The following is a 24,470-nucleotide window of genomic DNA, read 5'->3' as shown; positions in this document are numbered from 1 at the left end:
TAAAGCGAGAAGGCGACGCGCTATTGCCCGAGCAGGTTCTTCAGCGCGTTGCCGATTCCCCGAACCGTATCGCCCGCGCCGCGCGCGACGCCTTCAGCGCTGACGCCCAGCGCCTTCGCGAATCCCGCCGCGAGCTTCTTGGACAGACTCTCGCTCAGCGAAAATTTCGGATCGCGCAGATCGCCTTCGAGCGTGAAGTCGAGCTTGATCTGTTCCTTGCGGTCTTTGAGCGCGGCGATCGCGGCTTTCGTCGGAATCGAGAGAAAGGTGTCGAGCGCGTTGCCGGTATCGCTGATCTGCAGATGATTCAGCGTCAACGTGCCGGGCGCGTGAATGCGGTAATTCTTCACGGTTGCATCGATCGTCATGTCGATGGTGCCGCCTGTCACCGCCGCCTTTGCGCCGGCCTTCTTCAGCAGATACGGATCGAGCGTCGCGACATCGACGTTGCGCAGTGTCGCGCGCGTCTGCGAATCCTTGTTGGCGATGATCATCCAGCCGCCCCACGTGACGTTGCCCGTGTGCGACGGACCTTTGATGGAACCGGTCATCGAAAGCTCGGTGCGCTCGGTGAGCGCGGGCAGATGCAGATGATCGACAGTGGCGCGCGCATCGCCGATCAGCACGCGATACGGCGGGTTCGGCACGGAGCCGTCGAAGAACTCCATCGAGCCGCGCTCGAACGACACGCGATCGATGATTTTTTCTTCTTGCGCGTGCTCCTGACGTTCCTTGCTGTCGGGCCGGGCGTCGGCTTCGCGCGCGGTTTCCTTGAGGCCGGGCAGGATGCGTACGCGGCCATCGGCGGAGCGGACGATCGACAGATAGTAGTTGTCGACGCTCACGCTGCGCAGATGAATCGGCCTCGAGATGAGCGATTGCATGTCGACGTCGAGCACGATGCGCTCCGCGCGCATCGCGTCGCCGGCTGGCCAGTCTTTCGGGCCGCGCAGCCGCACGCGCGAGAGCGTGACGTGCCCGAAGCCGACGTCGATCTCTTCCACCGAACCGTTCGGGCCGAGCGTCTCGAGGATCCGCTCTTTCATCTGATGGACGACGAAAAACCAGCCGCCGATCACCACGACGACGAGCGCCACGACGATTCCGATTGCCCAAAGCGCTCCCCGCCGCGCGCTCGATCCCGCCATCTGCGTGTGTCTCCGTGTCGGCTTGCTGGAAAGCGTCGCTCGAAAAAGTAAGTGGCGACTGCGCCCTACACAGTCGCCACTTTTACGCCTGATGTCGGTGCGCGCGCCCGCATAGGCTATTTCGTCAGACGTTAGCGCGTGATCGGCTTGTAGCGCAGACGCTTGGGCTTCGCGGCTTCCTCGCCGAGACGCTTGCGCTTGTCGGCCTCGTATTCCTGATAGTTGCCGTCGAAGAATTCGACGTGCGAATCGCCCTCGAACGCGAGGATGTGCGTCGCGATGCGGTCGAGGAACCAGCGGTCGTGCGAAATCACCATCACGGAGCCGGCGAATTCGAGCAGCGCGTCTTCGAGCGCGCGCAGCGTTTCGACGTCGAGGTCGTTCGACGGTTCGTCGAGCAGCAGCACGTTGCCGCCCGCGATGAGCGTCTTCGCCAGATGCAGACGTCCGCGCTCGCCGCCGGACAGATTGCCGACGAGTTTCTGCTGATCGCTGCCCTTGAAGTTGAAGCGGCCGATATACGCGCGCGACGGCGTTTCGTATTTGCCGACCGTGAGGACGTCGGCGCCGCCGGAGATTTCCTCGAAGACGGTCTTGTCGGCGGCGAGCGCATCGCGGCTCTGATCGACGTACGCGAGCTTGACCGTCGGTCCCTTGACGATTTCGCCCGAATCCGGCTGCTCCTTGCCGGTCAGCATGCGGAAGAGCGTGGACTTACCGGCGCCGTTCGGCCCGATGATGCCGACGATCGCGCCCGCCGGAATCTTCATGTTCAGGTTGTCGATGAGCAGGCGGTCGCCATACGCCTTGCTGACGTTCTTGAACTCGATGACTTCATTGCCGAGGCGATCGCCGACCGGAATGAAGATTTCCTGCGTTTCGTTGCGCTTCTGGTATTCCTGGCTGTTGAGTTCCTCGAATCGCGCGATACGCGCCTTCGATTTCGCCTGACGTCCCTTCGGATTCTGTCGCACCCATTCGAGTTCTTTCTTGATCGCCTTCTGACGCGCGGATTCGCTCGCCTCTTCCTGCTTCAGGCGGTCTTCCTTCTGATCGAGCCAGCTCGAATAGTTGCCCTTCCACGGAATGCCGTGTCCGCGGTCGAGTTCGAGAATCCATTCGGCGGCGTTATCGAGGAAGTAGCGATCGTGCGTCACCGCGACGACGGTGCCCGGATAGCGCGTCAGAAACTGTTCGAGCCATTCGACGGATTCGGCGTCGAGGTGGTTGGTCGGTTCGTCGAGGAGCAGCATGTCGGGCTTTTGCAGCAGCAGCTTGCACAGCGCGACGCGACGCTTTTCGCCGCCCGACAGATGTTCGATTTTCGCGTCCCACGCGGGCAGGCGCAGCGCGTCGGCGGCGACTTCGAGTTGCTGCTCGGGGCTACCGCCATCGCTCGTCGAGAGGATGGCTTCGTACTTCGCCTGTTCGGCGGCGAGCGCGTCGAAATCGGCGTCGGGTTCGGCGTAGGCGGCGTAGATTTCGTCGAGCTTCTTTTGCGCCAGGAAGACATCGCCGAGACCTTCTTCGACGGCTTCACGCACGGTCTGCTGCGGATCGAGCTGCGGCTCCTGCGGCAGATAGCCGATGTTCAGATTGGGCATCGGCGTGGCTTCGCCTTCGATGTCCTTGTCGACGCCCGCCATGATGCGGATGAGCGTCGATTTGCCGGAACCGTTCAGGCCGAGCAGACCGATTTTGGCGCCGGGGAAGAACGAAAGGGAGATGTCTTTCAGGATCTGACGCTTCGGCGGGACGATCTTGCCGACGCGGTTCATGGTGAAGACGTATTGGGCCATGTTGTCCTAGCTGGATGGATGAATGCGGGGCGCCCGGTTCGGCGCGCGAGGATGTTCGGTGGCGCGGATTCGCGCGTTCCCGCCGTGGCGTTTCGCGCAGGCGGGATTAGGTGGCATTGTACTTCGCGGTGGAGGCGGTCATTGCCAGGCGGCTACGCCCCCGTGCCGCGAGCATGTGCCGCTGTGATGCTGGCTGAAGCTGTAGGAGCCGTCGCGGCATTGCGCGGTCGCGCCCGCGGGGACAGCGCCGGAGCGCGTGCGCGCGGGCGAGTGGACGACGTTGCCGTCGCGGTTGACGTAATGACCGTGGTTGTCGAGATCGGACTCGTCGGGCTGCGGTTGATACTGGTACGGGTTGCCGCGATAGGCGAAGGCGTCGGACGTTGCGAGCAAGCTCGCCGCGATCAGCGTGAAAGCTGTGAATGCGCGCAGTGCGTGTCTCTGCATCTCGTGGTTATGTCTCGTTGTTTTTGTCGATCGCAGCGTTGCTGCGTTGTCTCGTCCGCGCAAGAAAAAAGCGGAGTGTCCATGAAAAGACACTCCGCTTCGCGAGGCAAGCAGCTTTGACGTTTCTTTACGTCGCGCGTCAGACGTTAAACAAGAAATTCATGACATCCCCGTCGTGCACGACATACTCCTTCCCTTCGGCGCGCATCTTCCCGGCTTCCTTCGCCCCTTGCTCGCCCTTATATGCGATGTAGTCATCGAACGAGATGGTCTGCGCGCGAATGAACCCGCGCTCGAAATCCGTGTGAATGGCACCCGCCGCCTGGGGCGCCGTATCGCCGATATGAATCGTCCACGCGCGCACTTCCTTCACGCCCGCCGTGAAGTACGTCTGCAGGCCGAGCAGCTTGAAACCCGCGCGAATCACGCGATTCAAGCCCGGCTCGTCCATGCCCATGTCGGCGAGGAATTCGAGCTTGTCGGCATCGTCGAGATCGGCGATTTCCGCTTCGATCGCCGCGCACACCGCGACCACCGGCGCGTTTTCCGCTTCCGCATGCTTGCGCACCGCGTCGAGATGCGGGTTGTTCTCGAAGCCGTCGTCCTTCACGTTCGCGACGTACATCGTCGGCTTGGACGTGATCAGGCAGAACGGCTTGATGAGCAGCAGTTCTTCTTCCGTCAGCGAAAGGCCGCGCACCGGCTTCGCCTGATCGAGCTGCGCGCGCACTTTTTCCAGCACGGCGACGAGCTTGATCGCTTCCTTGTCGTTGCCCGACTTCGCCGCCTTCGAATAGCGCGCCTGCGCTTTTTCGACCGTCGCCAGATCGGCGAGCGCGAGTTCAGTATTGATGACTTCGATATCCGCGATCGGATCGATCTGGCCCGCGACGTGGATCACGTTCTCGTCCTCGAAGCAGCGCACGACGTGCGTGATCGCGTCGGTTTCGCGGATGTTCGCGAGGAACTGATTGCCGAGGCCTTCGCCTTTCGACGCACCGGCGACGAGCCCCGCGATATCGACGAATTCGACGACCGCCGGCAGGATGCGCTCGGGCTTCACGATTTCGGCGAGCGCGTTGAGGCGCGCGTCCGGCACTTCGACCACGCCGACGTTCGGCTCGATGGTGCAGAACGGATAGTTTTCGGCGGCAATGCCCGCCTTGGTCAACGCATTGAAAAGAGTGGACTTGCCGACATTAGGCAAGCCGACGATGCCGCATTGGAGGCTCATGGAATCCTTCGAACTGGTAAGACGGCGCGGGCCGCGCGGGTTTCGTCAAAAATGGTGCGCAATGAGCGGGCGAGAACCGCCCGCCACGCTACGGCCGCGTGCGGCGGCCAGGCAAACCGCTATTGTACCGCCGCACCGTCGCGGGCAAGCGCCGCCGCCGGCTCGCAAACCCGTTCGAACCCCACGGCTATAATGCCCGGATGACTCCGCATCCACTGAAATTTCACGCTATCGTCGTCGGCGGCGGGCTCGTCGGCAAGACGGCGGCGCTCGCGCTCGCGCAATCCGGGCTGCGCACCGCGCTCGTCGCGTCGCGCGCGGCTGGCCTGCCGCCGGGCGCGGCGTTCGATTCGCGCATCTACGCGCTGTCGTCGAGCTCGCAGGCGCTGCTGGAGCGTCTGCGCGTCTGGCAGGCGCTCGATCGTTCGCGGCTCGGTCCCGTCTTCGACATGCGCGTGTTCGGCGATGCCCACGCGGAATTGCACTTCTCGGCGTTTCAGGCGTCGGTGCCGCAGCTCGCGTGGATCGTGGAATCGTCGCTGATCGAGCAATCGCTCGATGCCGCGTTGCGCTTTTCGCCGAGCTTGTCGTGGTTCGAATCGCGCGCGCAGGGCATGACGGTCCAATCCGACGCCGCGCACATTGCACTCGCGAGCGGCGAAATGCTGGAGACGGATCTGATCGTCGGCGCGGACGGCGCGCATTCGTGGGTGCGCGCGCAAATGGGCGCGAAGATGAATCGGCGCGATTATCGGCAGACGGGCGTCGTCGCCAATTTCAAGGCCGAAAAGCCGCACGGCGAAACGGCGTACCAATGGTTCCGCGATACCGAAATCATCGCGCTCTTGCCGCTGCCGGGCGATCACGTTTCGCTCGTGTGGTCCGCGCGCACCGAACACGCCGACGAACTGCTCGCGCTCGATCCGGCGCAACTCGCCGCGCAAGTCGAAACGGCAACGCAAAACCAGCTCGGCACGCTCGATTGCGTGACGCCGGCGCAAGGCTTTCCGCTCGGGCTGCAAACCGTCGACAAACTCGTCGCGCCGCGTGTCGCGCTCGTCGGCGATGCCGCGCATCTGATTCATCCGCTCGCGGGGCAGGGCATGAACCTCGGCCTGCGCGACGTCGCCGCGCTCGCGGACGTCATCGCGAACAAGGAGTCGTTCCGCGATCTCGGCGATCCGATCCTCCTTCGCCGATACGAACGCGCGCGCCGTGAAGACATCCAGAAGCTCATGTTCGCGACCGACGGCCTGCAGCGGCTTTTCGCCGTGCCGGGCACGCTCGCGCGCGCGGTCCGCAACACCGGCATGGCGTTCGTCGGCGCGCAGCCGCTCATCAAGCGCTGGCTCGTCTCGGCGGCGCTCGGCTGAAACAATCTCACTTTCTCGGGCGCGATGCCGCACGACTCACAGGAAACCGCATGAAAACCACCCTCAGACTGGCCCTGGCGACGGCCGCGGCGCTCGCCGTGACGCTCGGCGTCGGCTGTTCGGCGCAGGCCGATCAGACCACCGACAAGCTCAAGTCGGCGCTCGAATCGCGCATGGGCGACGCGACCATCAAGAGCATCGAAAAGACGCCGATTCCCGGTCTCTACGAGGTGAATCTCGGCTCGCAGATCGTGTATAGCGACGCGAGCGGCAATTACGTGCTGATCGGCGATCTCGTCGATACACGGAACAGCAAGAACCTGACCGAGGCGCGGCTTGCCGAAACCAACAAGATCGACTTCGCGAAGCTGCCGTTCGAGAACGCGGTGAAGGTCGTGAAGGGCAACGGCAGCCGCAAGATCGCGGTGTTTTCCGATCCGAACTGCCCGTACTGCAAGCAACTCGAATCGACGCTGAAGTCGATCGACAACGTGACGGTCTACACCTTCCTGTATCCGGTGCTCTCGCCCGATTCGACGGCCAAGTCGAAGTCGATCTGGTGCGCGCAGGATCGCGGTGTGTCGTGGGAAAGCTGGATGCTCGATCACAAGGCGCCGACCGCGTCGGCATCGTGCGATACGACCGCCATCGACAAGAATCTAAAGCTCGGCCGCGCGATGAACGTCACCGGCACGCCGACCGTATTCCTCGCCGATGGCCGGCGTCTGCCAGGCGCCGTGCCCGCCGACCGGCTCGAAAAGGAACTGTCCGCCGTGCGCTGAGCGCGGTCCGAAACGAAGAAGGGAGGCGCGTCATGCGCCTCCTGTGTTTTTACGGCCTTGCTTTTCCGAAAGCGCAGCGTAAACAAGCAAGGCGCCGGGCGCGGTTCGTTCAAGATCGACGCGCCCAGAACAAGAACAAAGGACATCGAGATGACTACGCTTTTGCAAACGGTGCAGCCCGTCCGCTACCGCATCGTTCCGAAAAATCCCGCCGCGCATCTCTTCGAAGTGACGCTGACCGTAGCCGTTCCCGATCCGGCCGGCCAGCGCTTCATGCTGCCGGTCTGGATTCCGGGCAGCTACATGATCCGCGAGTTCGCACGCAACATCGTGACGCTGCAGGCGTTCAACGCGGCGGGCCGCAAGATCGCCATCGAAAAGATCGACAAGCACGCGTGGCAAGCCGCGCCGACCGACGGCCCGATCACGCTGCGCTACGAGGTCTACGCGTGGGACATGTCGGTGCGCGCCGCGCATCTCGACGACACCGTCGGCTTCTTCAACGGCACGAGCACGTTCCTCGCGGTGGAAGGGCAGTCGGGCGCGCCGTGCGTCGTCGATATCGAACCGCCGCAGGGCGGCGCGTATCGCAACTGGCGCGTCGCGACGGCGCTTTCAGAAGCGCGCGGCACGAAGCGCTACGGTTTCGGCGCCTATGAAGCGGCGAATTACGACGAACTCGTCGACCATCCGGTCACGCTCGGTGAATTCGCGCTCGGCAGTTTCAGCGCGCACGGCGTGAAGCACGACATCGTGATTTCGGGGCGCGTCGTCAATCTCGATATGAACCGGCTCGCCGCCGACCTGAAGCGCGTCTGCGAAGCGCAGATCTCGCTCTTCGAGCCGCGCACGAAGAAAGCGCCGATGGATCGCTACGTGTTCATGACCGTCGCCGTCAGCGATGGTTACGGCGGGCTGGAGCATCGCGCATCGACGGCGCTCATCTGCAATCGCACGGATCTGCCGGTGCAGGGCCGCCCGGAAACGACCGAGGGTTATCGCACGTATCTCGGCCTGTGCAGCCACGAGTATTTCCATACGTGGAACGTGAAGCGGATCAAGCCGGCGACGTTCGCGCCGTACGATCTGTCGCAGGAAAATTACACGACGCTCTTGTGGCTCTTCGAAGGCTTCACGTCGTACTACGACGATCTGATGCTCGTGCGCAGCGGCCTGATTTCCGCCGGCGATTATTTCAGTCTGCTCGGCAAGACGATCGGCGGCGTGCTGCGCGGCTCCGGGCGGTTCAAGCAATCGGTCGCGCAAAGCTCGTTCGACGCCTGGGTGAAGTACTACCGCGCCGACGAAAACGCGTCGAACGCGATCGTCAGCTATTACCAGAAAGGCTCGCTCGTCGCGCTGGCGTTCGATCTGTCGATTCGCGCGCAGACCGACAACCGCAAGTCGCTCGACGACGTGATGCGTCTGCTTTGGCAGCGCTACGGTCGCGAGTTTTACAACGGCAAGGGGCGCGGCATTGCGGAGGAAGACGTCGAGGCGCTTTTCGCCGAAGCGACCGGCGCTGACCTGCGCTCGCTGTTCCGCGACGGCGTGCGCGGCACGCGCGATCTGCCGCTCGACGCGCTTTTCGAGCCGTTCGGCATCGCGCTCGCCCCCGATCTGCCGGGCAACGGCGCGGCGGTCAAGCCGTCGCTCGGCGCGCGCGTGCGTGGCGGCGCGGATTGCACGCTGGCCGTCGTCCACGAAGGCAGCGCGGCGCAGAAGGCGGGATTGTCGGCGGGCGATGTGCTCGTCGCGATCGACGGACTGCGCGTCAACGGCTCGAATCTCGATGCGCTGCTGTCGCGTTATCTGCCGGGCGCGAAAGTGGAGGTGCACGCGTTCCGTCGCGACGAGCTGCGCCGCACCGAGGTCAAGCTGGACGGACCGGAAGTCGCGCGTTACGTGCTGACGGCCATCGACGGTCGGGGTCCGTCGAAACAATGGCGCGAGCGCTGGCTGAAAGGCTGATTGCCGGAATATGTGGCGGATTGTTCTATCGGTGCAACGATCCGTCACGATCTGACGGCTTTTTCCCGAAGGTCGAAATGAGAAGAATGCTTCCTAACGGGACGCCGAGTGCGCCCGAACCTCTCAGAGACAGGAAGCCATCATGACGACGATTCTCCAGATCAACTCCGCCGCCCGTTCGCAAGGCGCTCAATCGACGCTGCTCGCCGACGAACTGACCGCGAAACTGCAACAAAGCAATCCGGGCGCGAAGGTGGTCGTGCGCAATCTGCTGGGCGACGCGCTGCCGCATCTCGACGACGCCACGCTCGGCGCGTTCTTCACGCCCGCCGATCAGCGCACTGCGGAGCAAGCCGCGATCAACGCGAAGAGCGAAGCGCTGATCGCCGAGCTGCAAGCCGCGGATATCGTCGTAATCGCAGCGCCGCTGTACAACTTCGGCATCTCGTCGCAACTGAAGACGTATTTCGACTGGATCGCGCGTGCGGGCATCACGTTCAGCTACACCGCGAATGGTCCGGAAGGTCTCGTGAAGGGCAAGAAGGTGTACGTGGTGTCGGCGCGCGGCGGCAAGTACGCAGGCACGCCGAACGATTCGCAGACGCCGTTCCTCAAGACGTTCCTCGGCTTCCTCGGCATGACGGACGTGAACTTCATCTACGCCGAAGGCCTGAACATGGGACCGGAAGCGGCTGGCGCGGCACTCGCGTCGGCGCGTGAGGCGATCGCAGCGGTTTAAGCGCTTTCGTATCGAAGAAAAACCCCGCGTGGCGGGGTTTTTTGCGTTTCAGGCGAGCAATTCAGGCTCGGCGGGCAGACGCCAGTCGATCGGCGCGCGTCCGTGCTTCGTCAGATATTCGTTCGCGAGCGCGAAGTGCCCGCAGCCGAAGAATCCGCGATACGCCGACAACGGCGACGGATGCGCCGCCTCCAGCACGCAATGCGCCTTCTGTGTGTCGTCGATCAGCTTGCGCTTCGCCTGCGCGTGCGCGCCCCACAGCATGAACACGAGGCCATCGTGACGCTGCGCCATTTCGTGGATCAGCGTGTCGGTGCATTGTTCCCAGCCGCGTTTCGCGTGGCTTCCGGCTTTATCGCGCTCGACCGTCAGCGACGTGTTCAGCAGCAGCACGCCTTGTTTGGCCCACGAATCGAGGCAACCGTGCGCGGGCGCGGGAAATCCGAGACTCGCGTGAATCTCCTTGAAGATGTTGCGCAAGGACGGCGGCGGGCGCACGGGTGCGGGCACCGAAAACGCGAGGCCGTGCGCTTGCGGCGCGCCTTTGTCCTCGCCGTGATACGGGTCTTGTCCGAGGATGACGACCTTCACGTCGGCAGGACTCGTGAGGCGCAGCGCGCGAAAGACATCGGCGGGATAGACGGTCTTGCCGGCGGCGCGCTCGGCATCGACGAACGCGCACAACGCCGCGTAATGCTTGCTGTCGATGAACGGCTTCAGATGGCGGCGCCAGTCGGCGGGCAGCGCGTCGAACTGACTTTCGAGCGTCGTGGAATTCGACGACGCGTTCGCGGCTTCGTTATCCGCGAAAAGGGAAGGCTGCTGATTCATGCGTTGCGGTTCTTGCCTTCGGGCGGCTCGCGCAGCAAATAGCCGCGCTGCGCCTTGCTGAGGTCTTCGGGAACGATCTCGGGAAACGCGCCGCGCAATTCCGCCGCGAGCATCGAAAGCGCGCTTTCCTCGCCGGATTTCAGTTCCAGCTCCAGCTCGCTGATATCCGCGCGACGCGTCGTGCCGTCGACGTCCGCCGTGATTTCGCCGCGATCCAGCGCGACTTCGATATGCGAACCCTCGCGCTCGATGTCCCAGACGATGCGCCTGAAATTGGTCTTGAACAGCGCGATCAGGTCCGGCGCGGCGCGTTCCAGCGCTTCGCGCGCGGCGTCGTTGTCGCAGGCGGCAATGAGCGCATCGATTTCGAGCGCTTCGCCTTGCACCGGCAACTCCCACTCGTGCCGGTTGCTCAGGCCAGCCACCGATTTGCCGAGCGTCTTGAACGTCTGCAGCCATTGCTCCGGCGTGCGGCGCAGGCGCAGCGCGGATTTCGCCTTCGCGAGCGCGCAGTCCGGCGTGTCGAAGTAGACGTTGGCAAGCTCGATCGGCTTGCCCGCGCCGGTGCGTTCGTCGAAGAAGCGCGCCACGTCGTCGTGTTGCGACGGCGCGAGCGCGAGTTTCAATTCCCGTTCGATGCCCATGCGGTTCCCGTCGATGAGATTTAGAAGAACATGCGCGCGAGTTCGGCGCCCGGATCGTCGGCGCGCATGAACGCTTCGCCGACGAGGAACGTATGCACGCGCATCGCGCGCAGCCGGTCGACATCGACGCGCGACAGAACGCCGGATTCCGTTACCACGATGCGGTCATCGGGAATCTGCTCCAGCAAGCCGATGGTCGTTTCGATCGTCGTTTCGAACGTGCGCAGATTGCGATTGTTGATGCCGATGAGCGGCGTCTTCAGCGTGAGCGCGTCGCGCAGTTCGTCGGCGTCGTGGACTTCGACCAGCACCGCGAGCCCGAGCGAGTGCGCGTAGGCTTCGAGATCCTGCATCTGCGAGAGTTCGAGCGCGGCGGCGATCAGCAGAATGCAGTCCGCGCCCATCGCGCGGGCTTCGATGATCTGATACGGATCGATGATGAAGTCCTTGCGCAGCACCGGCAGACTGCACGCCGCGCGCGCTTCCTCCAGATACGCGACGCTACCCTTGAAGAACTGCACGTCGGTGAGCACGGAAAGGCATGCGGCGCCGCCTTTTTCGTACGAACGCGCGATGTCGGCGGGTACGAAATCCTCTCGCAGCACGCCTTTCGACGGGCTCGCCTTCTTCACTTCCGCGATCACCGCCGCCTGATTCGCCGCATGCTTCGCGCGCAATGCGCCGACGAAATCGCGCAGGTCGCGCGAACTGGCTTCGAGCTTCAGCTCTTCGAGCGGCGCGCTTTGTTCGGCAGCGCGGACTTCCTCGCGCTTGACCGCGATGATGCGATCCAGAATGTCACTCATGTCGGCTTCCGTTCGGGTTCCGTTATTTCTTTGCGAATTGCTGCGTGAACTTCACGAGCGTCTCGACCTTCTCGCGCGCCGCGCCGCTCTCGATCGCTTCGCGCGCGGCGGCCATGCCGGCTTCGATCGAATCGACGACATCCGCGGCATAAAGCGCGGTTCCCGCATTCAATGTGACGATCTCGCGCGCGACGCCCGCCTTGTTGTTCAGCGCGCCTAACAGCATTGCCTTCGATTCCTGCGCGTCCTGCACCTTCAGCGAACGATTCGACACCATCTGCAGGCCGAAATCCTCCGGATGAATCTCGTACTCGGTGACTTCGCCGTTTCTCAGCTCGCCGACTTTCGTCGCGGCGCCGAGCGACACCTCGTCCATGCCGTCTTTGCCGTACACGACAAGAACGTGTTTCGCGCCGAGACGCTGCATCACGCGCACCTGAATGCCGACGAGGTCTTCGTGAAACACGCCCTGAAGCTGATTCGGCGCCCCGGCCGGATTCGTCAGCGGCCCGAGAATATTGAAGATGGTCCGCACGCCGAGTTCGCGGCGCACGGGCGCGATGTTCTTCATCGCCGGATGATGATTCGGCGCGAACATGAAGCCCATGCCGGTTTCGGCAATGGAAGCGGCCACTTGTTCCGGTGTCAGATCGATGTTCACGCCGAGGGCTTCGAGCACGTCCGCGCTGCCGGATTTGCTCGACACGCCGCGGTTGCCGTGCTTCGCGACCTTCGCGCCCGACGCGGCCGCGACGAACATCGATGCCGTGGAGATATTGAACGTGTGCGAGCCGTCGCCGCCCGTGCCGACGATATCGACGAAATTCGAGTTGTCCGCCACTTCGACGTGATTCGCAAATTCGCGCATGACGGTCGCGGCAGCGGCGATTTCGCCGATGGTTTCCTTCTTCACGCGCAAGCCGGTGATGATCGCGGCGGCCATGACGGGCGACATCTCGCCGCGCATGATCTGGCGCATCAGATGCAGCATTTCGTCGTGAAAGATTTCCCGATGTTCGATCGTGCGCTGCAGCGCTTCCTGTGCGGTGATGGTCATGTCGTCAGGCTCGCTTTCCGGTCGAAGAGTTTTTCACGAAGTTTTCGAGCAGCGCGTGGCCGTGCTCGGAAAGAATCGATTCCGGATGGAACTGCACGCCTTCCACTTCCAGCTCACGGTGACGAACACCCATGATTTCACCGTCGGGCGTCCACGCGGACACTTCCAGACAGTCGGGCAAAGACTCGCGCTCAATAGCGAGCGAGTGATAGCGCGTCACGTTGAAGTGTTTGGGAAGATCGGCGAACACGCCTTTACAGTCGGTTTCGATCTGGCTCACTTTGCCGTGCATGATCGTCTGTGCGCGCACGACGCGTCCGCCGAACGCCTCGCCGATTGCCTGATGGCCGAGGCACACGCCGAGAATCGGCAGCTTGCCGGAAAACTCACGCAACACGTCGAGCGTGATGCCCGCGTGTTGCGGATTGCTCGGTCCCGGCGAAAGACAGATGCGCTCGGGGTTGAGCTTCGCGATTTCGTCGAGCGTGATTTCGTCGTTGCGATACGTGAGCACGTCCTCGCCGAGTTCGCCGAAGTACTGGACCAGGTTGTAGGTGAAGGAATCGTAGTTGTCGATCATCAGCAGCATGGTCTTGTCTCCTCAGAAGTCGCTGTCGAGGCCGTCTTGCACTTGCTCGGCGGCGCGCAGCACGGCGCGCGCCTTGTTCTCCGTTTCCTGCCATTCGGATTCGGGCACCGAATCGGCGACGACGCCCGCTGCCGCCTGAACATAGAGATTGCCCTTGTGGATGAGACCGGTGCGGATCGCGATGGCCAGATCCATTTCGCCGCTGAAGGACAGATACCCGACAGCGCCGCCGTACAAGCCGCGCTTGATCGGCTCGAGTTCGTCGATGAGTTCCATCGCGCGAACCTTCGGCGCGCCGGATAGCGTGCCGGCAGGGAAGGTGGCGCGCAGCACGTCGAAATTGCTCATGCCTTCCTTGAGCTTGCCTTCGACCGAGCTCACGATGTGCTGGACGTGCGAGTATTTTTCGATGACCAGTTTGTCCGTCACGGTGACCGACCCGGTCTGCGCGATGCGGCCGACGTCGTTGCGCGCGAGGTCGATCAGCATGACGTGCTCGGCGACTTCCTTCGGATCGTTAAGCAGTTCGGTGGCGAGTTCGGCGTCGCGTTCGGGCGTGTTGCCGCGCGGGCGCGTGCCTGCGAGCGGACGAATCGTCACAATGCGATCGTCGGCGCGCTTTTCCTGACGCACGAGAATTTCCGGCGATGCACCGACCACGTGCACTTCGCCGCCGAAGTTGTAGTAGTACATATACGGCGACGGATTCAGCGAACGCAGCGCGCGATACAGCGAAAGCGGATTGTCGCGGAACGGCTTGATGAGCCGCTGGCCGACTTGCACTTGCATCAGTTCGCCGGCCGCGATGTATTCCTTCGCGCGGCGCACGGCGTTCAGATAATCGTCCTTCTTGAATTCGCGGAACGTTTCCGTACGCACGCTCGCGGATGTCACCGGCGGTTGAACCGTCACGCGCAAACGCGCCTTCAGTTCGCGCAGCCGATGCTTCGCCTTGGCATACGCTTCCGGCTTGGTCGGATCGGCGTAGACGATGAGATAAAGCTTGCCCGCGAGGTTGTCGATGACCGCGACTTCTTCGGTCAGCAGCAACTGGATGTCGGGAAGATCGAGATCGTCGGGCGGCGCACTGTGCGCGAGCTTCTTCTCGATGTAGCGCACCGCGTCGTAACCGAAGTAGCCCGCGAGACCGCCGCAAAAGCGCGGCAAGCCGGGCCGCGTCGCGACCTTGAAGCGCTTTTGATATTGCTCGATGAACGTGAGCGGATCGCCTTCATCCGTTTCGATGACGTTGCCATCGGTCACGACTTGCGTCTTGCCGTTTCGCACGCTCACGGTCGTGCGGGCCGGCAGACCGATGAACGAGTAGCGCCCGAAACGCTCGCCGCCCACGACGGACTCCAGCAGGAACGAGTTCGCGCCGTTGCGCTCCGTCTGCGCGAGCTTGAGATAGAGCGAGAGCGGCGTTTCGAGGTCGGCGAGGGCTTCGGCGATGAGCGGAATGCGATTGAAGCCTTCGTTCGCCAGCGATTGGAATTCGAGTTCGGTCATGTTGCGATCCTTGAGCGATGCGCGCTTTCTGGGTGGCGCGGTATCGGGGAGTGCAGGGCGCTGCGGTCGGTCGAATCTCGTGATGATCGCATACGACGGCCCCGCCGCTTCGATTTGCGGAAGCGGACAGGACGACTCGCGGCACTACACGACGCGTGCGTGAGCGAGGTTCGATATACGACGATTCAACGGAAACGGCGCGGGTATGCGCAGCGAAACAAAAAACGGATGCTGAAGCGCGATCACGCATGACGGCTTCAGCGCACCTCGGGCGAGGTTAGCGCGACCAGCGACGCCAGGGCCACGCTCCCCGGTCGATGCTGCTCAGACTCCGTTTTCTGTTGAGAAACATGAATGGATGGACTTATTCAGTCAGTGTGGTGTCCGGCGGCGCCAAGGTGGCGGCAATCGCCGATGCTGCGGTGCGCAGCGAGGAAACTATACCATCGGATTTCACCGACTGTACAGGCTTCCCATGGTTGTAACCGTACGGAACGGTCAAGGTCGCGAGGCCGGCCGCGCGGCCCGCGAGCGCGTCGTTTTCCGAATCGCCGACCGCCACGGTCTCGCGCGGCAAGACGTCCAGTCGTTCGCATGCGGTGAGCATCGGGAGCGGATCGGGTTTCTTCGCGGGCAGCGAGTCGCCGCCGAGAATCACCTTGAAGAAATCCGCAATGCCGAAGTGCGCAAGCAACTCCACGGCGAAGCGATGCGGCTTGTTGGTCACGCATGCGAGCGCGACGCCGCTTTCACGCATCGCTTCGAGGCCTTCCCTCACTTCGGGGAATAGCGTCGAGTGCTTGCCGTTGACCTTCGCGTATTCGCTTTGATAGATCGCGAGCGCGTCGTCGAACTGCGCGACCGCCTGCGACGGCGACAGCCGCACGGCGAGCACGCTGCGGATCAGATTCTCCGAACCCTTGCCGACATAGCCCGTGACTTCATCGCGCGTGACCGGCTGTTCGATGGCGATGCGCGCAAGCATTGCATTCAGTGCCGCGACGAAGTCGTCGGCGGTGTCGACCATGGTGCCGTCGAGGTCGATGATCGCCGCGCGGATCGGACGATTCACAAAGGGCGATTGCGCCGCTGCGATCTCACTCATGCTTTCGCTCCAGATTCCACCTTCGCCAGTTCGGCGCGCATTGCGTCGATGACCGCCTTGTAGTCGGGCTTGCCGAAAATGGCCGATCCCGCGACGAACGAATCCGCGCCTGCCGCCGCGATTTCCGCGATGTTGTCGACCTTCACGCCGCCATCGACTTCCAGATGGATTTCGCGCCCCGTGCGATCCCGATACGCATCGATGCGCGCGCGTGCCTCGCGCACCTTGTTGAGCGCCTCGGGAATGAACGACTGCCCGCCGAAACCCGGATTCACCGACATGATGAGCACGAGATCGACCTTGTCCATTACGTGATCGAGGTAGATCAGCGGCGTGGCGGGATTGAAAACGAGGCCCGCCTTGCAGCCGTGATCGCGGATCAGCGACAGCGTGCGGTCGATGTGATCCGAACCTTCCGGATGAAAACTGATCACATTGGCGCCGGCCTTCGCGAAATCGGGCACGATGCGGTCGACCGGGCGCACCATCAGATGCACGTCGATGGGCACGTCCACGTGCGGGCGGATAGCCTCGCACACCATCGGACCGATCGTCAGGTTCGGCACGTAGTGGTTGTCCATGACGTCGAAGTGGATCCAGTCGGCGCCGGCGGCGACGACGTTGCGGACTTCCTCGCCGAGGCGGGAAAAGTCGGCGGACAGGATGCTGGGAGCGATGTGGAATTGCGCCATGGACGTATGCGGGTAGCGACCTAAAGCCGTGATTTTAACCCGCGTTTTCCGCGGAGTCCCTCGTCCGAATGGCCAACGGATGGCGCGCGGATGTGGCGGCGGGACGCCAATCGTGTTGCGGGCGCCGCGCGCATCAAGCAGAATGCCAGACCAATGGCCGCGCGCCGGCGCGCCCGTGTCTGGCGGCCAAGCGGCCGATCGAATTGGAATTGGAACAACGATGAGCCAGTACGAATTCAGCGTTTCCGTGGAGACGCGGTATTTGCCGGACCAATCAGACCCGGATAGCAGGCAGTACGCATTTGCCTACACGCTGACGATCCGCAATACCGGCCAGGTGGCGGCGCAGTTGATCTCGCGGCACTGGATCATCACCGACAGCAACGATCACGTTCAGGAAGTGAAGGGGCTGGGCGTCGTCGGGCATCAGCCGCTGTTGCCGCCGGGCGAGCAGTTCGAATACACGAGCTGGGCGGTAATCGCGACGCCGGTCGGCACGATGCGCGGCGAGTATTTCTGCGTGGCGGAAGACGGCGAGCGCTTCGAAGCGCCCGTAGCGGAATTTGCGTTGCATATGCCGCGCACGCTCCACTGAGCGAAACAGCGGCAGGCGGCGCGAATCAGCGCCGTTTCGCGGGATCGTTCGAGCGGTTCTGGTTCTTCTTCTTGCCCGATGCCGTCCATACGACGATGAAGATCAGCAAGGCGAGCGCCACGAGCGACTCGAGCGCAAAAATAAGCATTGGATATTCGTCGAACAGATCAGACATGGCGGTTCCCATCAAGAACGAGCATTGTATGCGCTTCGTGCGGCCGGCCGCACGAGCAGCGGCCTGGGCCGCATCGATTGCAACCGCTGTCCTGCTCGCCTCGTGCGGCGGCGGCAATTACGTGAAGCCGGGGCCTGCGACGGCGACCGGCACGCCGATCATCACCGGACAGCGCGCCGCTTCGCGCCTGACTGCGGTGAGCTGGCAGCAGGTGCCGGGCTGGCAGGACGATTCGCTGATCGGCGCGACCGCCGCGCTGCGCCAGAACTGCAACCGGCTCTCGCGACAGGCCAACTGGCAGAAGGCGTGCGCGGCGGCCGAGCGGCTCGACGACCTCGACATGTCGGCGGCGCGCAGCTTCTTCGAAGCCTATTTCACGCCATTTCAGCTCGCCAACACCGACGGCACGCTCGACGGTCTCGTGACCGGCTACTACGAGCCGCTTCTGCGCGGGTCGCGCACGCGTCACGGGATTTATCAGTATGCGTTGTACCGGTGGCCGTATCGATACAAGCCCGGTTCGGCGCTTCCCGCGCGCGCGCAGCTCGAACGTTCGGGCGCGTTGAACGGCAACGAACTCGTGTGGGTCGACGATCCGATCGAAGCGTTCTTTCTGCAGGTGCAGGGTTCGGGGCGCGTCGTCATGGAAGACGGCAGCGTGATGCGCGTCGGCTTCGGCGGCACCAACAACCAGCCGTATCGCTCGATCGGCAAGGAATTGCTCGATCGCGGAGAACTCACGCCCGCACAGGCGACGATGCAAGGCATCAAAGCATGGGCGAAGGCGAATCCGGCGCGCGTCGACGCACTGCTCGACGTGAACCCGCGCTTCGTCTTTTTCCGCGAGATGCCCGCTAACGAAACGATGTCCGCAAGTCTCGGCGACGGTCCCGTCGGCGCGCTCGGCGTGCCGTTGACGCCGGAGCGTTCGATTGCCGTCGATCCGTCGGCGATTCCGCTCGGCACGCCCGTTTTCCTGCAGACCACGCGTCCGCTCAGCAATCAGCCGATGAATCGCCTCGTTTTCGCGCAGGACACCGGTTCGGCGATCAAAGGCGGTGTGCGCGCGGACTATTTCTGGGGACTGGGGGACGATGCCGGCGATCTCGCCGGGCGCATGAAGCAGGGCGGCAGGATGTGGCTGTTGCTGCCCAATTCCTGATATCGCCGGTTTCCCGGCAGCTTCACAAAAAGCTCGCGGCCATCATGGCTCGCGAGCTTTTTGCTTCACGACGCGACGTTGCGCCGGTCGATCACGCGCCGCGCCTTGCCGACGGATCGTTCGATGCCGTTCACCGCGAGCACGTTCACCACGGCGCTCACACCGATCAGCGCCTTGATGTCGTAGGCGAGCGCGGACTTCGCGTTTTCGAGCGCGGTCACATCCGGCGCGGATTCGGGGCAAGGCTCGACGTTCAGCGTGAGTACGTCGAGCGGGCCTTCCTTGGTGAGCACGATCTGATAGTGCGGCGCGAGTACCGGGCGCTTGAGCAGCAACTCTTCGATCTGCGTCGGGAAAACATTGACGCCGCGCACGATCATCATGTCGTCGGAGCGGCCGGTGATCTTCTCCATGCGTCGCATCGTGCGAGCGGTGCCGGGCAGAAGGCGCGTCAGATCGCGCGTGCGATAGCGGATGATCGGCAGCGCTTCCTTCGTGAGCGACGTGAACACGAGTTCCCCGAATTCGCCGTCGGGCAGCACCTCGCCGGTTTCCGGATCGATGATCTCGGGATAGAAGTGATCTTCCCAGATCGTCGGGCCGTCCTTGGTTTCCGCGCATTCCGATGCCACGCCCGGCCCCATTACTTCCGAGAGTCCGTAGATGTCGACGGCGTCGATGCCCATGCGCGTTTCGATCGCGCGGCGCATGTCGTTCGTCCACGGCTCCGCGCCGAAAATGCCGATGCGCAGCGAGCAACTTGCCGGATCGATGCTCTGGCGCTCCAGTTCATCGGCGATCGACAGCATGTAGCTCGGGGTGACCATGATGATGTCCGGCCGAAAATCCTGGATCAGCTGCACCTGCTTCTCCGTCTGGCCGCCGCCGAACGGAATGACGGTGAGTCCCGCGCGCTCGGCGCCGTAGTGCGCGCCGAGTCCGCCGGTGAAGAGGCCGTAGCCGTAACTCACGTGCACCTTGTCGCCACGACGCGCGCCGGCCGCCCGAATGGATCGTGCGACGAGGTTCGCCCAGTTGTCCAGATCCTGCGCCGTGTAGCCGACGACAGTCGGCTTGCCCGTCGTACCCGATGACGCGTGGATGCGCGAGACCCGCTCCTGCGGAACCGCGAACATGCCAAACGGATAGTTGTCGCGCAGATCCTTCTTGGTCGTAAACGGAAAACGGCCAAGATCCGAGAGCGACGTGACGTCATCCGGATGAACGCCTGCTTCGTCAAACTTGCGCCGATAAACCGGCGAGTTCTCGTAAGCATGCTTGAGCGTCCATTTGAGACGCTCGAGCTGCAGCGCCGCGAGTTCGTCGCGGCTCGCCTTCTCGATCGGATCGAGCGGCAGCGATGTGGTCATTGCTGTCTCCTTGATGCTGACTACGCGGCGCGGCTTTTAGATGCCGCGTCCGTTATATGAACGAATCCGTCACACGGGAATTACGTTGCCTCTTATCTGAGCCGACTTGCCGCGGAACATCGCGACCGGCTCGCCTTCGCGATTCGTCACGCGGATATCGTAGATACCCGTGCGCCCGCTCAGCGTTTGCTCGATCGCTTCGGCAGTCAGGCGATCGCCGCCCTGCACGGGCCGCAAAAACTCGATCGAGCAGCCCGCCGCGACCGTGCTGATGTTGTACGAGTTGCAGGCGAACGCGAACGCGGAGTCCGCCAGCGTGAACATCAGGCCGCCGTGGCAAATCGCATGGCCGTTCAGAAAGTCGGGGCGCACGTCCATTTGCAGACGCGCATAGCCGGGCCGGACTTCGATCAGCTCGATGCCGAGCGCGCGCGAGCATGCGTCCGCTTCGTACATAGCTTTCGCCGTGGCTTCCGCGAGTTGTTGTGGCGTCACAGATATCTCCAGTTCGATTCGGTTCTCACAGACCTTCGAAGCGCGGTGCGCGCTTCTCCTTGAACGCGGCGACGCCTTCGATGTAATCCGGCGACGCACCGAGCTCGCGCTGAAGATCGCGTTCGAGATCGAGCTGCTGGTCGAAAGTCCTGTTCGCGCTCGCGCGGATCGCTTTCTTGATCGCGACGACCGCGCGCGCCGGCTGCTGCGCGAGTTGGGCGGCCAGTTGCGCGGCCGCTTGCTGCAGCTCGGCATCGTCGACGACGCGCCACACGATGCCCCACGCCTCCGCCTTCTCGGCGCTGAGTTTTTCGCCCGTCAGCGCGAGCCCGAGCGCACGCGCCTCACCGACGCGGCGCGACAGCAGCCATGTGCCGCCCGAATCGGGCACGAGGCCGATCTTCACGAATGCCTGAATGAAGCTGGCCGAGCGCGCCGCGACGACGAAGTCGCACGCCATCGCGAGATTCGCGCCGGCTCCAGCGGCCGTGCCGTTCACTGCCGCGATGACCGGCATCGGCAAAGCCTGAAGCCTGCGCACGAGCGGATTGAAGTGCTCGTCGATGAGATCGCCCAGATCCGACATCGAGCCAGGCGTGAAATCCAGATCCGCGAGATCCTGTCCCGCGCAGAAGCCGCGACCCGCGCCGGTGATGACGAGCGCGCGCGCATTGCCCGCTTCTATTTCAGTGAGCGCCTGGTTCAACTCGCGATGCATCTCGCGCGTGAAGCTGTTCAGTTTGTCGGGGCGATTGAGCGTCAACGTCGCGACGCGCGTCTCGACATCGACGTGAAAGAACACGGACTTCTCTGTCATTACATTTCCTCTCTCGACGAATCCGGCTGCGGCGGCGCGTGCTCGCCGCCATTCCTTGCATCCGATACTAGCCGCGCGACCGCGAGCTTTCCATTAGGCCGAATGGCATAAGCCGTTTGCACGGCGATCGGCCTTTGCATCGTTTCTGTCGATTGGCTTATGCCGTCTGGCCAGCTTCCGCCGACGCGGCCTTCGGTGCAACATGGACGCGGCTTTGCACTACTCGGAAGCGATTTGCGACGAAAGCTGCATCCGAAAGCGCTGCGTTGGCCGCGGGGTTCGCGCCCGTGCCGTGGAAGTCGGAGAACGCCGCGGTCTGATTGACGAAGACGCCGCCGGTGAGGTTGATCGAGAGCGCGACACCGCCTTCAATGGCTGCTTCGTGCGCGGCTTCGATCACCTTGTCGTCGGTGCTGTAGACCGAGAACGTCAAGGCGCCGTGCGTGCGCGCGATCGACCCGGCGAGTTCGAGCGATTGCGCGGTCGAGTCGGTCGCGATGACGAACGAAATCGGGCCGAACCATTCCTTGGTGAATTTCGCTTCGTCGGTGCGCGCGTCGAGCTTGAGCATGAGGGGTGTGTGAACGCGGGCTTCGGGAAACGCAGGGTGCGTGAGAGATTGGCTGTCGAGCAGCATGTCGCCGAGCTTGCGCGCTTCGGTGACGCGTTCCACGACGCCATCGTTCTGAATCGCTCCCGTGAGCTCGACGGCGCGGGCCGGATCGGATGCGAGTTTTTCGACGGCGCCCGCGAGCGCTTTCGCGACGTCATCGAAGCTCAGTTGGCCTTCGGCGGTGCGGATGCCATTGCGCGGCACGTAGATGTTCTGCGGCGCGGTGCACATCTGACCGGAATAGAGGGCGAGTGAGAAGGCGATGTTGCGCGCGGCGGACTTCATGTCGTCCACGGAATCGATGACGATCTGATTCACGCCCGCCTTCTCGGTGTAGACCTGCGCCTGATGCGCGTTGCGCTCGAGCCAGGTGCCGTTTTGCGTGCTTCCCGTGAAATCGATGAGCTTGATTTCGGGACGCACGGCGAGTTCCTGGACCAACGCGCCGTCGTTGGGTTCGGTGGCCAAGAGCGTGACGACGTTCGGATCGAAGCCGGCCTCACGAAGCACTTCACGCGCGATTCGCACGGTGATCGCGAGCGGCAGGATCGCGCCAGGGTGCGGCTTGACGATGACGGCGTTGCCGGTTGCGAGATCGGCGAACATGCCGGGATAGCCGTTCCAGGTCGGAAACGTGCAGCAGCCGAGCACAAGGCCCGTGCCGCGCGGGACGATGGAGAAGCGCTTTTGCATCGCGAGCGGCGGATTTTTGCCTTGCGGCTTTTCCCAGTGCGCTTCGGCGGGGATGCGACGTAGCTGGTCCCACGCATAGACGACGGCTTCGAGCGCCCGGTCTTGCGCGTGCGGGCCACCGGCCTGGAATGCCATCATGAATGCCTGGCCGGTCGTGTGCATCACGCCGTACGCGATCTCGAAGCTGGCGCGGTTCAGGCGCGACAGGATTTCGAGGCTCACGCCCACCCAAGCCTGCGGGCCGGCGGCGCGCCAGGCGGACTGCGCCTTGGCCGCGGCTTGAGTCAGCGCGTCGGGATCGGCCTTCGGATAGCGGACGTCCAGCGCGATGCCGAACGGCGAACGCTCCTTCCCGACCGTTTCGCCCGTCGAAGGCTGATCGAGTTCGAAAGTCTTGCCGAGATGAGCTTTGAATGCTGCCTCTCCATCGGCGCTGGCCGTTTCCCCGTACACTTTGGGGCTCGGCATTTCGGCGAACGGGCTCCAGTAGCCGCGCGTTTCGATGGCTGCGAGCGCTTTGTCGAGCGTCGCTTCGTGCTTCGTGAATAGCGGATGTGTCATGGTCGCGAGAAGAGAAGAACGAGGGAAAGGTGCCAAGCCGAATAATTAACCGACCGGTTGGTTGGTGATGGTAGCATTATCGAGATGCAGTGACGAATGACTTTTCATTAGGGCTTACCTGAGGATCGCAAGGAGGAGCGAATGGCTTACGAGAATCTGCTGGTCGAGACGCGTGGTCGGGTCGGACTGATTACGCTGAATCGTCCGAAAGCGCTGAACGCGCTGAATGACGCGCTGATGGACGAACTGGGAGTCGCGCTCAAGGCATTCGACGCCGATGGAGACATCGGCGCAATCGTGCTGACCGGCAGCGAAAAGGCGTTCGCGGCGGGCGCGGACATCGGCATGATGGCCGGCTACTCCTATATGGATGTCTACAAGGGCGACTACATCACGCGTAACTGGGAAACGATCCGCACGATTCGCAAGCCGATCATTGCCGCGGTCGCGGGTTTTGCGCTCGGCGGAGGTTGCGAACTCGCGATGATGTGCGACATCGTCATCGCCGCCGACACGGCCAAGTTCGGTCAGCCCGAGATCAAGCTCGGCGTGATTCCGGGAGCGGGCGGCACGCAGCGCTTGCCGCGCGCTGTATCGAAAGCCAAGGCGATGGATATGTGCCTGACTGCGCGCATGATGGACGCGAGCGAGGCCGAACGGGCGGGGCTGGTGTCGCGCATCGTCGGGGCGGATCGCCTTCTGGACGAGGCCGTCGAAGCGGCGACGATCATCGCCGGCTTCTCGCTGCCCGCCGTGATGATGGCCAAGGAGGCTGTTAATCGCGCTTACGAGACAACGCTCGCAGAAGGTGTTCATTTCGAGAGGCGTCTGTTCCATTCTCTGTTCGCGACGGAGGATCAGAAGGAAGGCATGGCGGCGTTTGTTGAAAAGCGTAAGCCGGTTTTCAAGCATCGGTGACGTTCATGTGAGAAAGCGCTTGCGCTCCTCGATTCCGCTCACTAGAATTCCGTTCCTTCGCGATTCGATGAACGCGAAGGAAGCGGGAGAGGGCGGTATCGGCGGTGTGCTCGGGGGTAGGTTGTAGAAGGCTCCGGGCGCGGATCGGCAAGAAAAAGAAACTTCGAATTCTTGTTGACACGAACCGAAACGTTCTTCATAATCTCGTTTCTCTGCTGCTGATGCAGCGACGCAAGATGGAAGTTGAAGTAAGGCTTGTCTTGCGATGTGCTCTTTAAAAACTAACAGCCGATAAGTGTGGGCGCTTGATGGCGAGTGCGGCTGGTTCTTCGGAATCGGCAATAG

General features: G+C 63.0%; 26 protein-coding genes. 8 read left to right on the top strand and 18 right to left on the bottom strand.

Annotation, left to right across the window (positions count from 1 at the left end; translation table 11 throughout):
- Positions 1 to 20: 20 nt before the first annotated feature.
- The 4 genes from NCS67_RS11305 to ychF form a co-directional block, all read right to left on the bottom strand.
- Complete coding sequence (locus NCS67_RS11305) at positions 21 to 1,148, bottom strand: DUF748 domain-containing protein (protein WP_034473928.1); 1,128 nt, start codon at positions 1,146 to 1,148, stop codon at positions 21 to 23.
- 131 nt (positions 1,149 to 1,279) lie between these two features.
- A complete protein-coding gene (ettA, locus tag NCS67_RS11300; protein WP_008344405.1) occupies positions 1,280 to 2,947 on the bottom strand; it encodes an energy-dependent translational throttle protein EttA in 1,668 nt (555 codons plus the stop codon).
- A 138-nt stretch (positions 2,948 to 3,085) separates the two neighbouring features.
- Entirely contained in the window at positions 3,086 to 3,394 is a 309-nt protein-coding gene (locus NCS67_RS11295; RefSeq protein WP_008344406.1) for a DUF3761 domain-containing protein, read from the bottom strand.
- 139 nt (positions 3,395 to 3,533) lie between these two features.
- Entirely contained in the window at positions 3,534 to 4,628 is a 1,095-nt protein-coding gene (ychF, locus tag NCS67_RS11290; protein WP_008344409.1) for a redox-regulated ATPase YchF, read from the bottom strand.
- A gap of 200 nt (positions 4,629 to 4,828) precedes the next feature.
- Between ychF and NCS67_RS11285 the strand changes: the two genes are divergently transcribed.
- The 4 genes from NCS67_RS11285 (at position 4,829) to NCS67_RS11270 (ending at position 9,493) form a co-directional block, all read left to right on the top strand.
- A complete protein-coding gene (locus NCS67_RS11285) occupies positions 4,829 to 6,001 on the top strand; it encodes a UbiH/UbiF family hydroxylase (RefSeq protein ID WP_008344411.1) in 1,173 nt (390 codons plus the stop codon).
- 50 nt (positions 6,002 to 6,051) lie between these two features.
- Positions 6,052 to 6,783 carry a DsbC family protein gene (locus NCS67_RS11280; RefSeq protein WP_034473936.1) on the top strand — a complete coding sequence of 244 codons (732 nt, stop codon included), beginning with the start codon at positions 6,052 to 6,054 and terminating at the stop codon, positions 6,781 to 6,783.
- A gap of 171 nt (positions 6,784 to 6,954) precedes the next feature.
- Positions 6,955 to 8,754 (top strand): M61 family metallopeptidase, encoded by a 1,800-nt coding sequence (locus tag NCS67_RS11275; RefSeq protein WP_250435248.1) that lies wholly within the window; start codon positions 6,955 to 6,957, stop codon positions 8,752 to 8,754.
- Between the two features lie 142 nt (positions 8,755 to 8,896).
- Entirely contained in the window at positions 8,897 to 9,493 is a 597-nt protein-coding gene (locus NCS67_RS11270) for an FMN-dependent NADH-azoreductase (protein WP_008344416.1), read from the top strand.
- Positions 9,494 to 9,541: 48 nt separating this feature from the next.
- Here NCS67_RS11270 and NCS67_RS11265 read toward each other — a convergent pair whose 3' ends face one another.
- Genes NCS67_RS11265 through trpE form a run of 6 tightly spaced genes read right to left on the bottom strand, consistent with a single transcriptional unit; the run spans position 9,542 to position 14,929 of the window.
- On the bottom strand, positions 9,542 to 10,324 hold the full coding sequence (locus tag NCS67_RS11265; RefSeq protein WP_008344418.1) for a uracil-DNA glycosylase: 783 nt from the start codon (positions 10,322 to 10,324) through the stop codon (positions 9,542 to 9,544).
- On the bottom strand, positions 10,321 to 10,968 hold the full coding sequence (locus NCS67_RS11260) for a CYTH domain-containing protein (RefSeq protein WP_008344419.1): 648 nt from the start codon (positions 10,966 to 10,968) through the stop codon (positions 10,321 to 10,323). Before NCS67_RS11260 ends, NCS67_RS11265 begins: the two co-directional genes overlap by 4 nt.
- Before the next feature lie 20 nt (positions 10,969 to 10,988).
- The gene (trpC, locus tag NCS67_RS11255) at positions 10,989 to 11,774 is read right to left on the bottom strand and encodes an indole-3-glycerol phosphate synthase TrpC (RefSeq protein ID WP_008344421.1); all 786 of its coding nucleotides are present in this window, start codon (positions 11,772 to 11,774) and stop codon (positions 10,989 to 10,991) included.
- A 22-nt stretch (positions 11,775 to 11,796) separates the two neighbouring features.
- A complete protein-coding gene (gene trpD, locus NCS67_RS11250) occupies positions 11,797 to 12,831 on the bottom strand; it encodes an anthranilate phosphoribosyltransferase (protein WP_250435228.1) in 1,035 nt (344 codons plus the stop codon).
- A 4-nt stretch (positions 12,832 to 12,835) separates the two neighbouring features.
- The gene (locus NCS67_RS11245; RefSeq protein ID WP_034473938.1) at positions 12,836 to 13,420 is read right to left on the bottom strand and encodes an aminodeoxychorismate/anthranilate synthase component II; all 585 of its coding nucleotides are present in this window, start codon (positions 13,418 to 13,420) and stop codon (positions 12,836 to 12,838) included.
- Positions 13,421 to 13,432: 12 nt separating this feature from the next.
- Entirely contained in the window at positions 13,433 to 14,929 is a 1,497-nt protein-coding gene (gene trpE, locus NCS67_RS11240) for an anthranilate synthase component I (protein WP_250435227.1), read from the bottom strand.
- Between trpE and NCS67_RS11235 the strand changes: the two genes are divergently transcribed.
- Complete coding sequence (locus NCS67_RS11235; RefSeq protein ID WP_160172923.1) at positions 14,928 to 15,092, top strand: hypothetical protein; 165 nt, start codon at positions 14,928 to 14,930, stop codon at positions 15,090 to 15,092. The two genes, trpE and NCS67_RS11235, sit on opposite strands and share 2 nt — an antisense overlap.
- 201 nt (positions 15,093 to 15,293) lie before the next feature.
- On the opposite strand, the gene NCS67_RS11230 is transcribed toward NCS67_RS11235, so the two are convergent.
- Both NCS67_RS11230 and rpe read right to left on the bottom strand, forming a co-directional pair.
- Positions 15,294 to 16,034 (bottom strand): phosphoglycolate phosphatase, encoded by a 741-nt coding sequence (locus tag NCS67_RS11230; RefSeq protein ID WP_008344428.1) that lies wholly within the window; start codon positions 16,032 to 16,034, stop codon positions 15,294 to 15,296.
- Positions 16,031 to 16,726 (bottom strand): ribulose-phosphate 3-epimerase, encoded by a 696-nt coding sequence (gene rpe / locus NCS67_RS11225; protein WP_008344430.1) that lies wholly within the window; start codon positions 16,724 to 16,726, stop codon positions 16,031 to 16,033. Before rpe ends, NCS67_RS11230 begins: the two co-directional genes overlap by 4 nt.
- 220 nt (positions 16,727 to 16,946) lie before the next feature.
- Between rpe and apaG the strand changes: the two genes are divergently transcribed.
- Positions 16,947 to 17,321 (top strand): Co2+/Mg2+ efflux facilitator ApaG/CorD, encoded by a 375-nt coding sequence (apaG, locus tag NCS67_RS11220; RefSeq protein WP_008344432.1) that lies wholly within the window; start codon positions 16,947 to 16,949, stop codon positions 17,319 to 17,321.
- Between the two features lie 25 nt (positions 17,322 to 17,346).
- On the opposite strand, the gene NCS67_RS32095 is transcribed toward apaG, so the two are convergent.
- On the bottom strand, positions 17,347 to 17,496 hold the full coding sequence (locus NCS67_RS32095) for a hypothetical protein (RefSeq protein WP_033536109.1): 150 nt from the start codon (positions 17,494 to 17,496) through the stop codon (positions 17,347 to 17,349).
- On the opposite strand from NCS67_RS32095, the gene mltA reads away from it, so the two are divergent.
- On the top strand, positions 17,495 to 18,658 hold the full coding sequence (gene mltA, locus NCS67_RS11215; RefSeq protein WP_034473941.1) for an MltA domain-containing protein: 1,164 nt from the start codon (positions 17,495 to 17,497) through the stop codon (positions 18,656 to 18,658). The genes NCS67_RS32095 and mltA overlap by 2 nt on opposite strands.
- Before the next feature lie 65 nt (positions 18,659 to 18,723).
- Here mltA and paaK read toward each other — a convergent pair whose 3' ends face one another.
- The 4 genes from paaK to paaN all read right to left on the bottom strand — a co-directional run bounded on the left by paaK (position 18,724) and on the right by paaN (position 23,207).
- On the bottom strand, positions 18,724 to 20,028 hold the full coding sequence (paaK, locus tag NCS67_RS11210) for a phenylacetate--CoA ligase PaaK (protein ID WP_250435226.1): 1,305 nt from the start codon (positions 20,026 to 20,028) through the stop codon (positions 18,724 to 18,726).
- A gap of 69 nt (positions 20,029 to 20,097) precedes the next feature.
- Positions 20,098 to 20,484, bottom strand: coding sequence for a hydroxyphenylacetyl-CoA thioesterase PaaI (gene paaI, locus NCS67_RS11205; RefSeq protein WP_235366211.1), 387 nt, complete (start codon positions 20,482 to 20,484; stop codon positions 20,098 to 20,100).
- Between the two features lie 64 nt (positions 20,485 to 20,548).
- Complete coding sequence (paaG, locus tag NCS67_RS11200; protein ID WP_008344440.1) at positions 20,549 to 21,340, bottom strand: 2-(1,2-epoxy-1,2-dihydrophenyl)acetyl-CoA isomerase PaaG; 792 nt, start codon at positions 21,338 to 21,340, stop codon at positions 20,549 to 20,551.
- A 157-nt stretch (positions 21,341 to 21,497) separates the two neighbouring features.
- On the bottom strand, positions 21,498 to 23,207 hold the full coding sequence (paaN, locus tag NCS67_RS11195; protein ID WP_250435225.1) for a phenylacetic acid degradation protein PaaN: 1,710 nt from the start codon (positions 23,205 to 23,207) through the stop codon (positions 21,498 to 21,500).
- 141 nt (positions 23,208 to 23,348) lie between these two features.
- Between paaN and NCS67_RS11190 the strand changes: the two genes are divergently transcribed.
- Positions 23,349 to 24,125 carry an enoyl-CoA hydratase gene (locus tag NCS67_RS11190; RefSeq protein WP_008344444.1) on the top strand — a complete coding sequence of 259 codons (777 nt, stop codon included), beginning with the start codon at positions 23,349 to 23,351 and terminating at the stop codon, positions 24,123 to 24,125.
- Positions 24,126 to 24,128: 3 nt separating this feature from the next.
- Here NCS67_RS11190 and NCS67_RS11185 read toward each other — a convergent pair.
- Positions 24,129 to 24,470: hypothetical protein (locus tag NCS67_RS11185; RefSeq protein ID WP_250435224.1), on the bottom strand; the 342-nt coding region annotated here is incomplete at its 5' end.

The sequence above is a fragment of the Caballeronia sp. ATUFL_F2_KS9A genome (genome assembly GCF_023630765.1).
Lineage (GTDB): Bacteria > Pseudomonadota > Gammaproteobacteria > Burkholderiales > Burkholderiaceae > Caballeronia > Caballeronia zhejiangensis.
The sequence above is the reverse complement of the archived record's forward strand: the minus strand, read 5'-3'. Positions and strand labels throughout refer to the sequence as shown.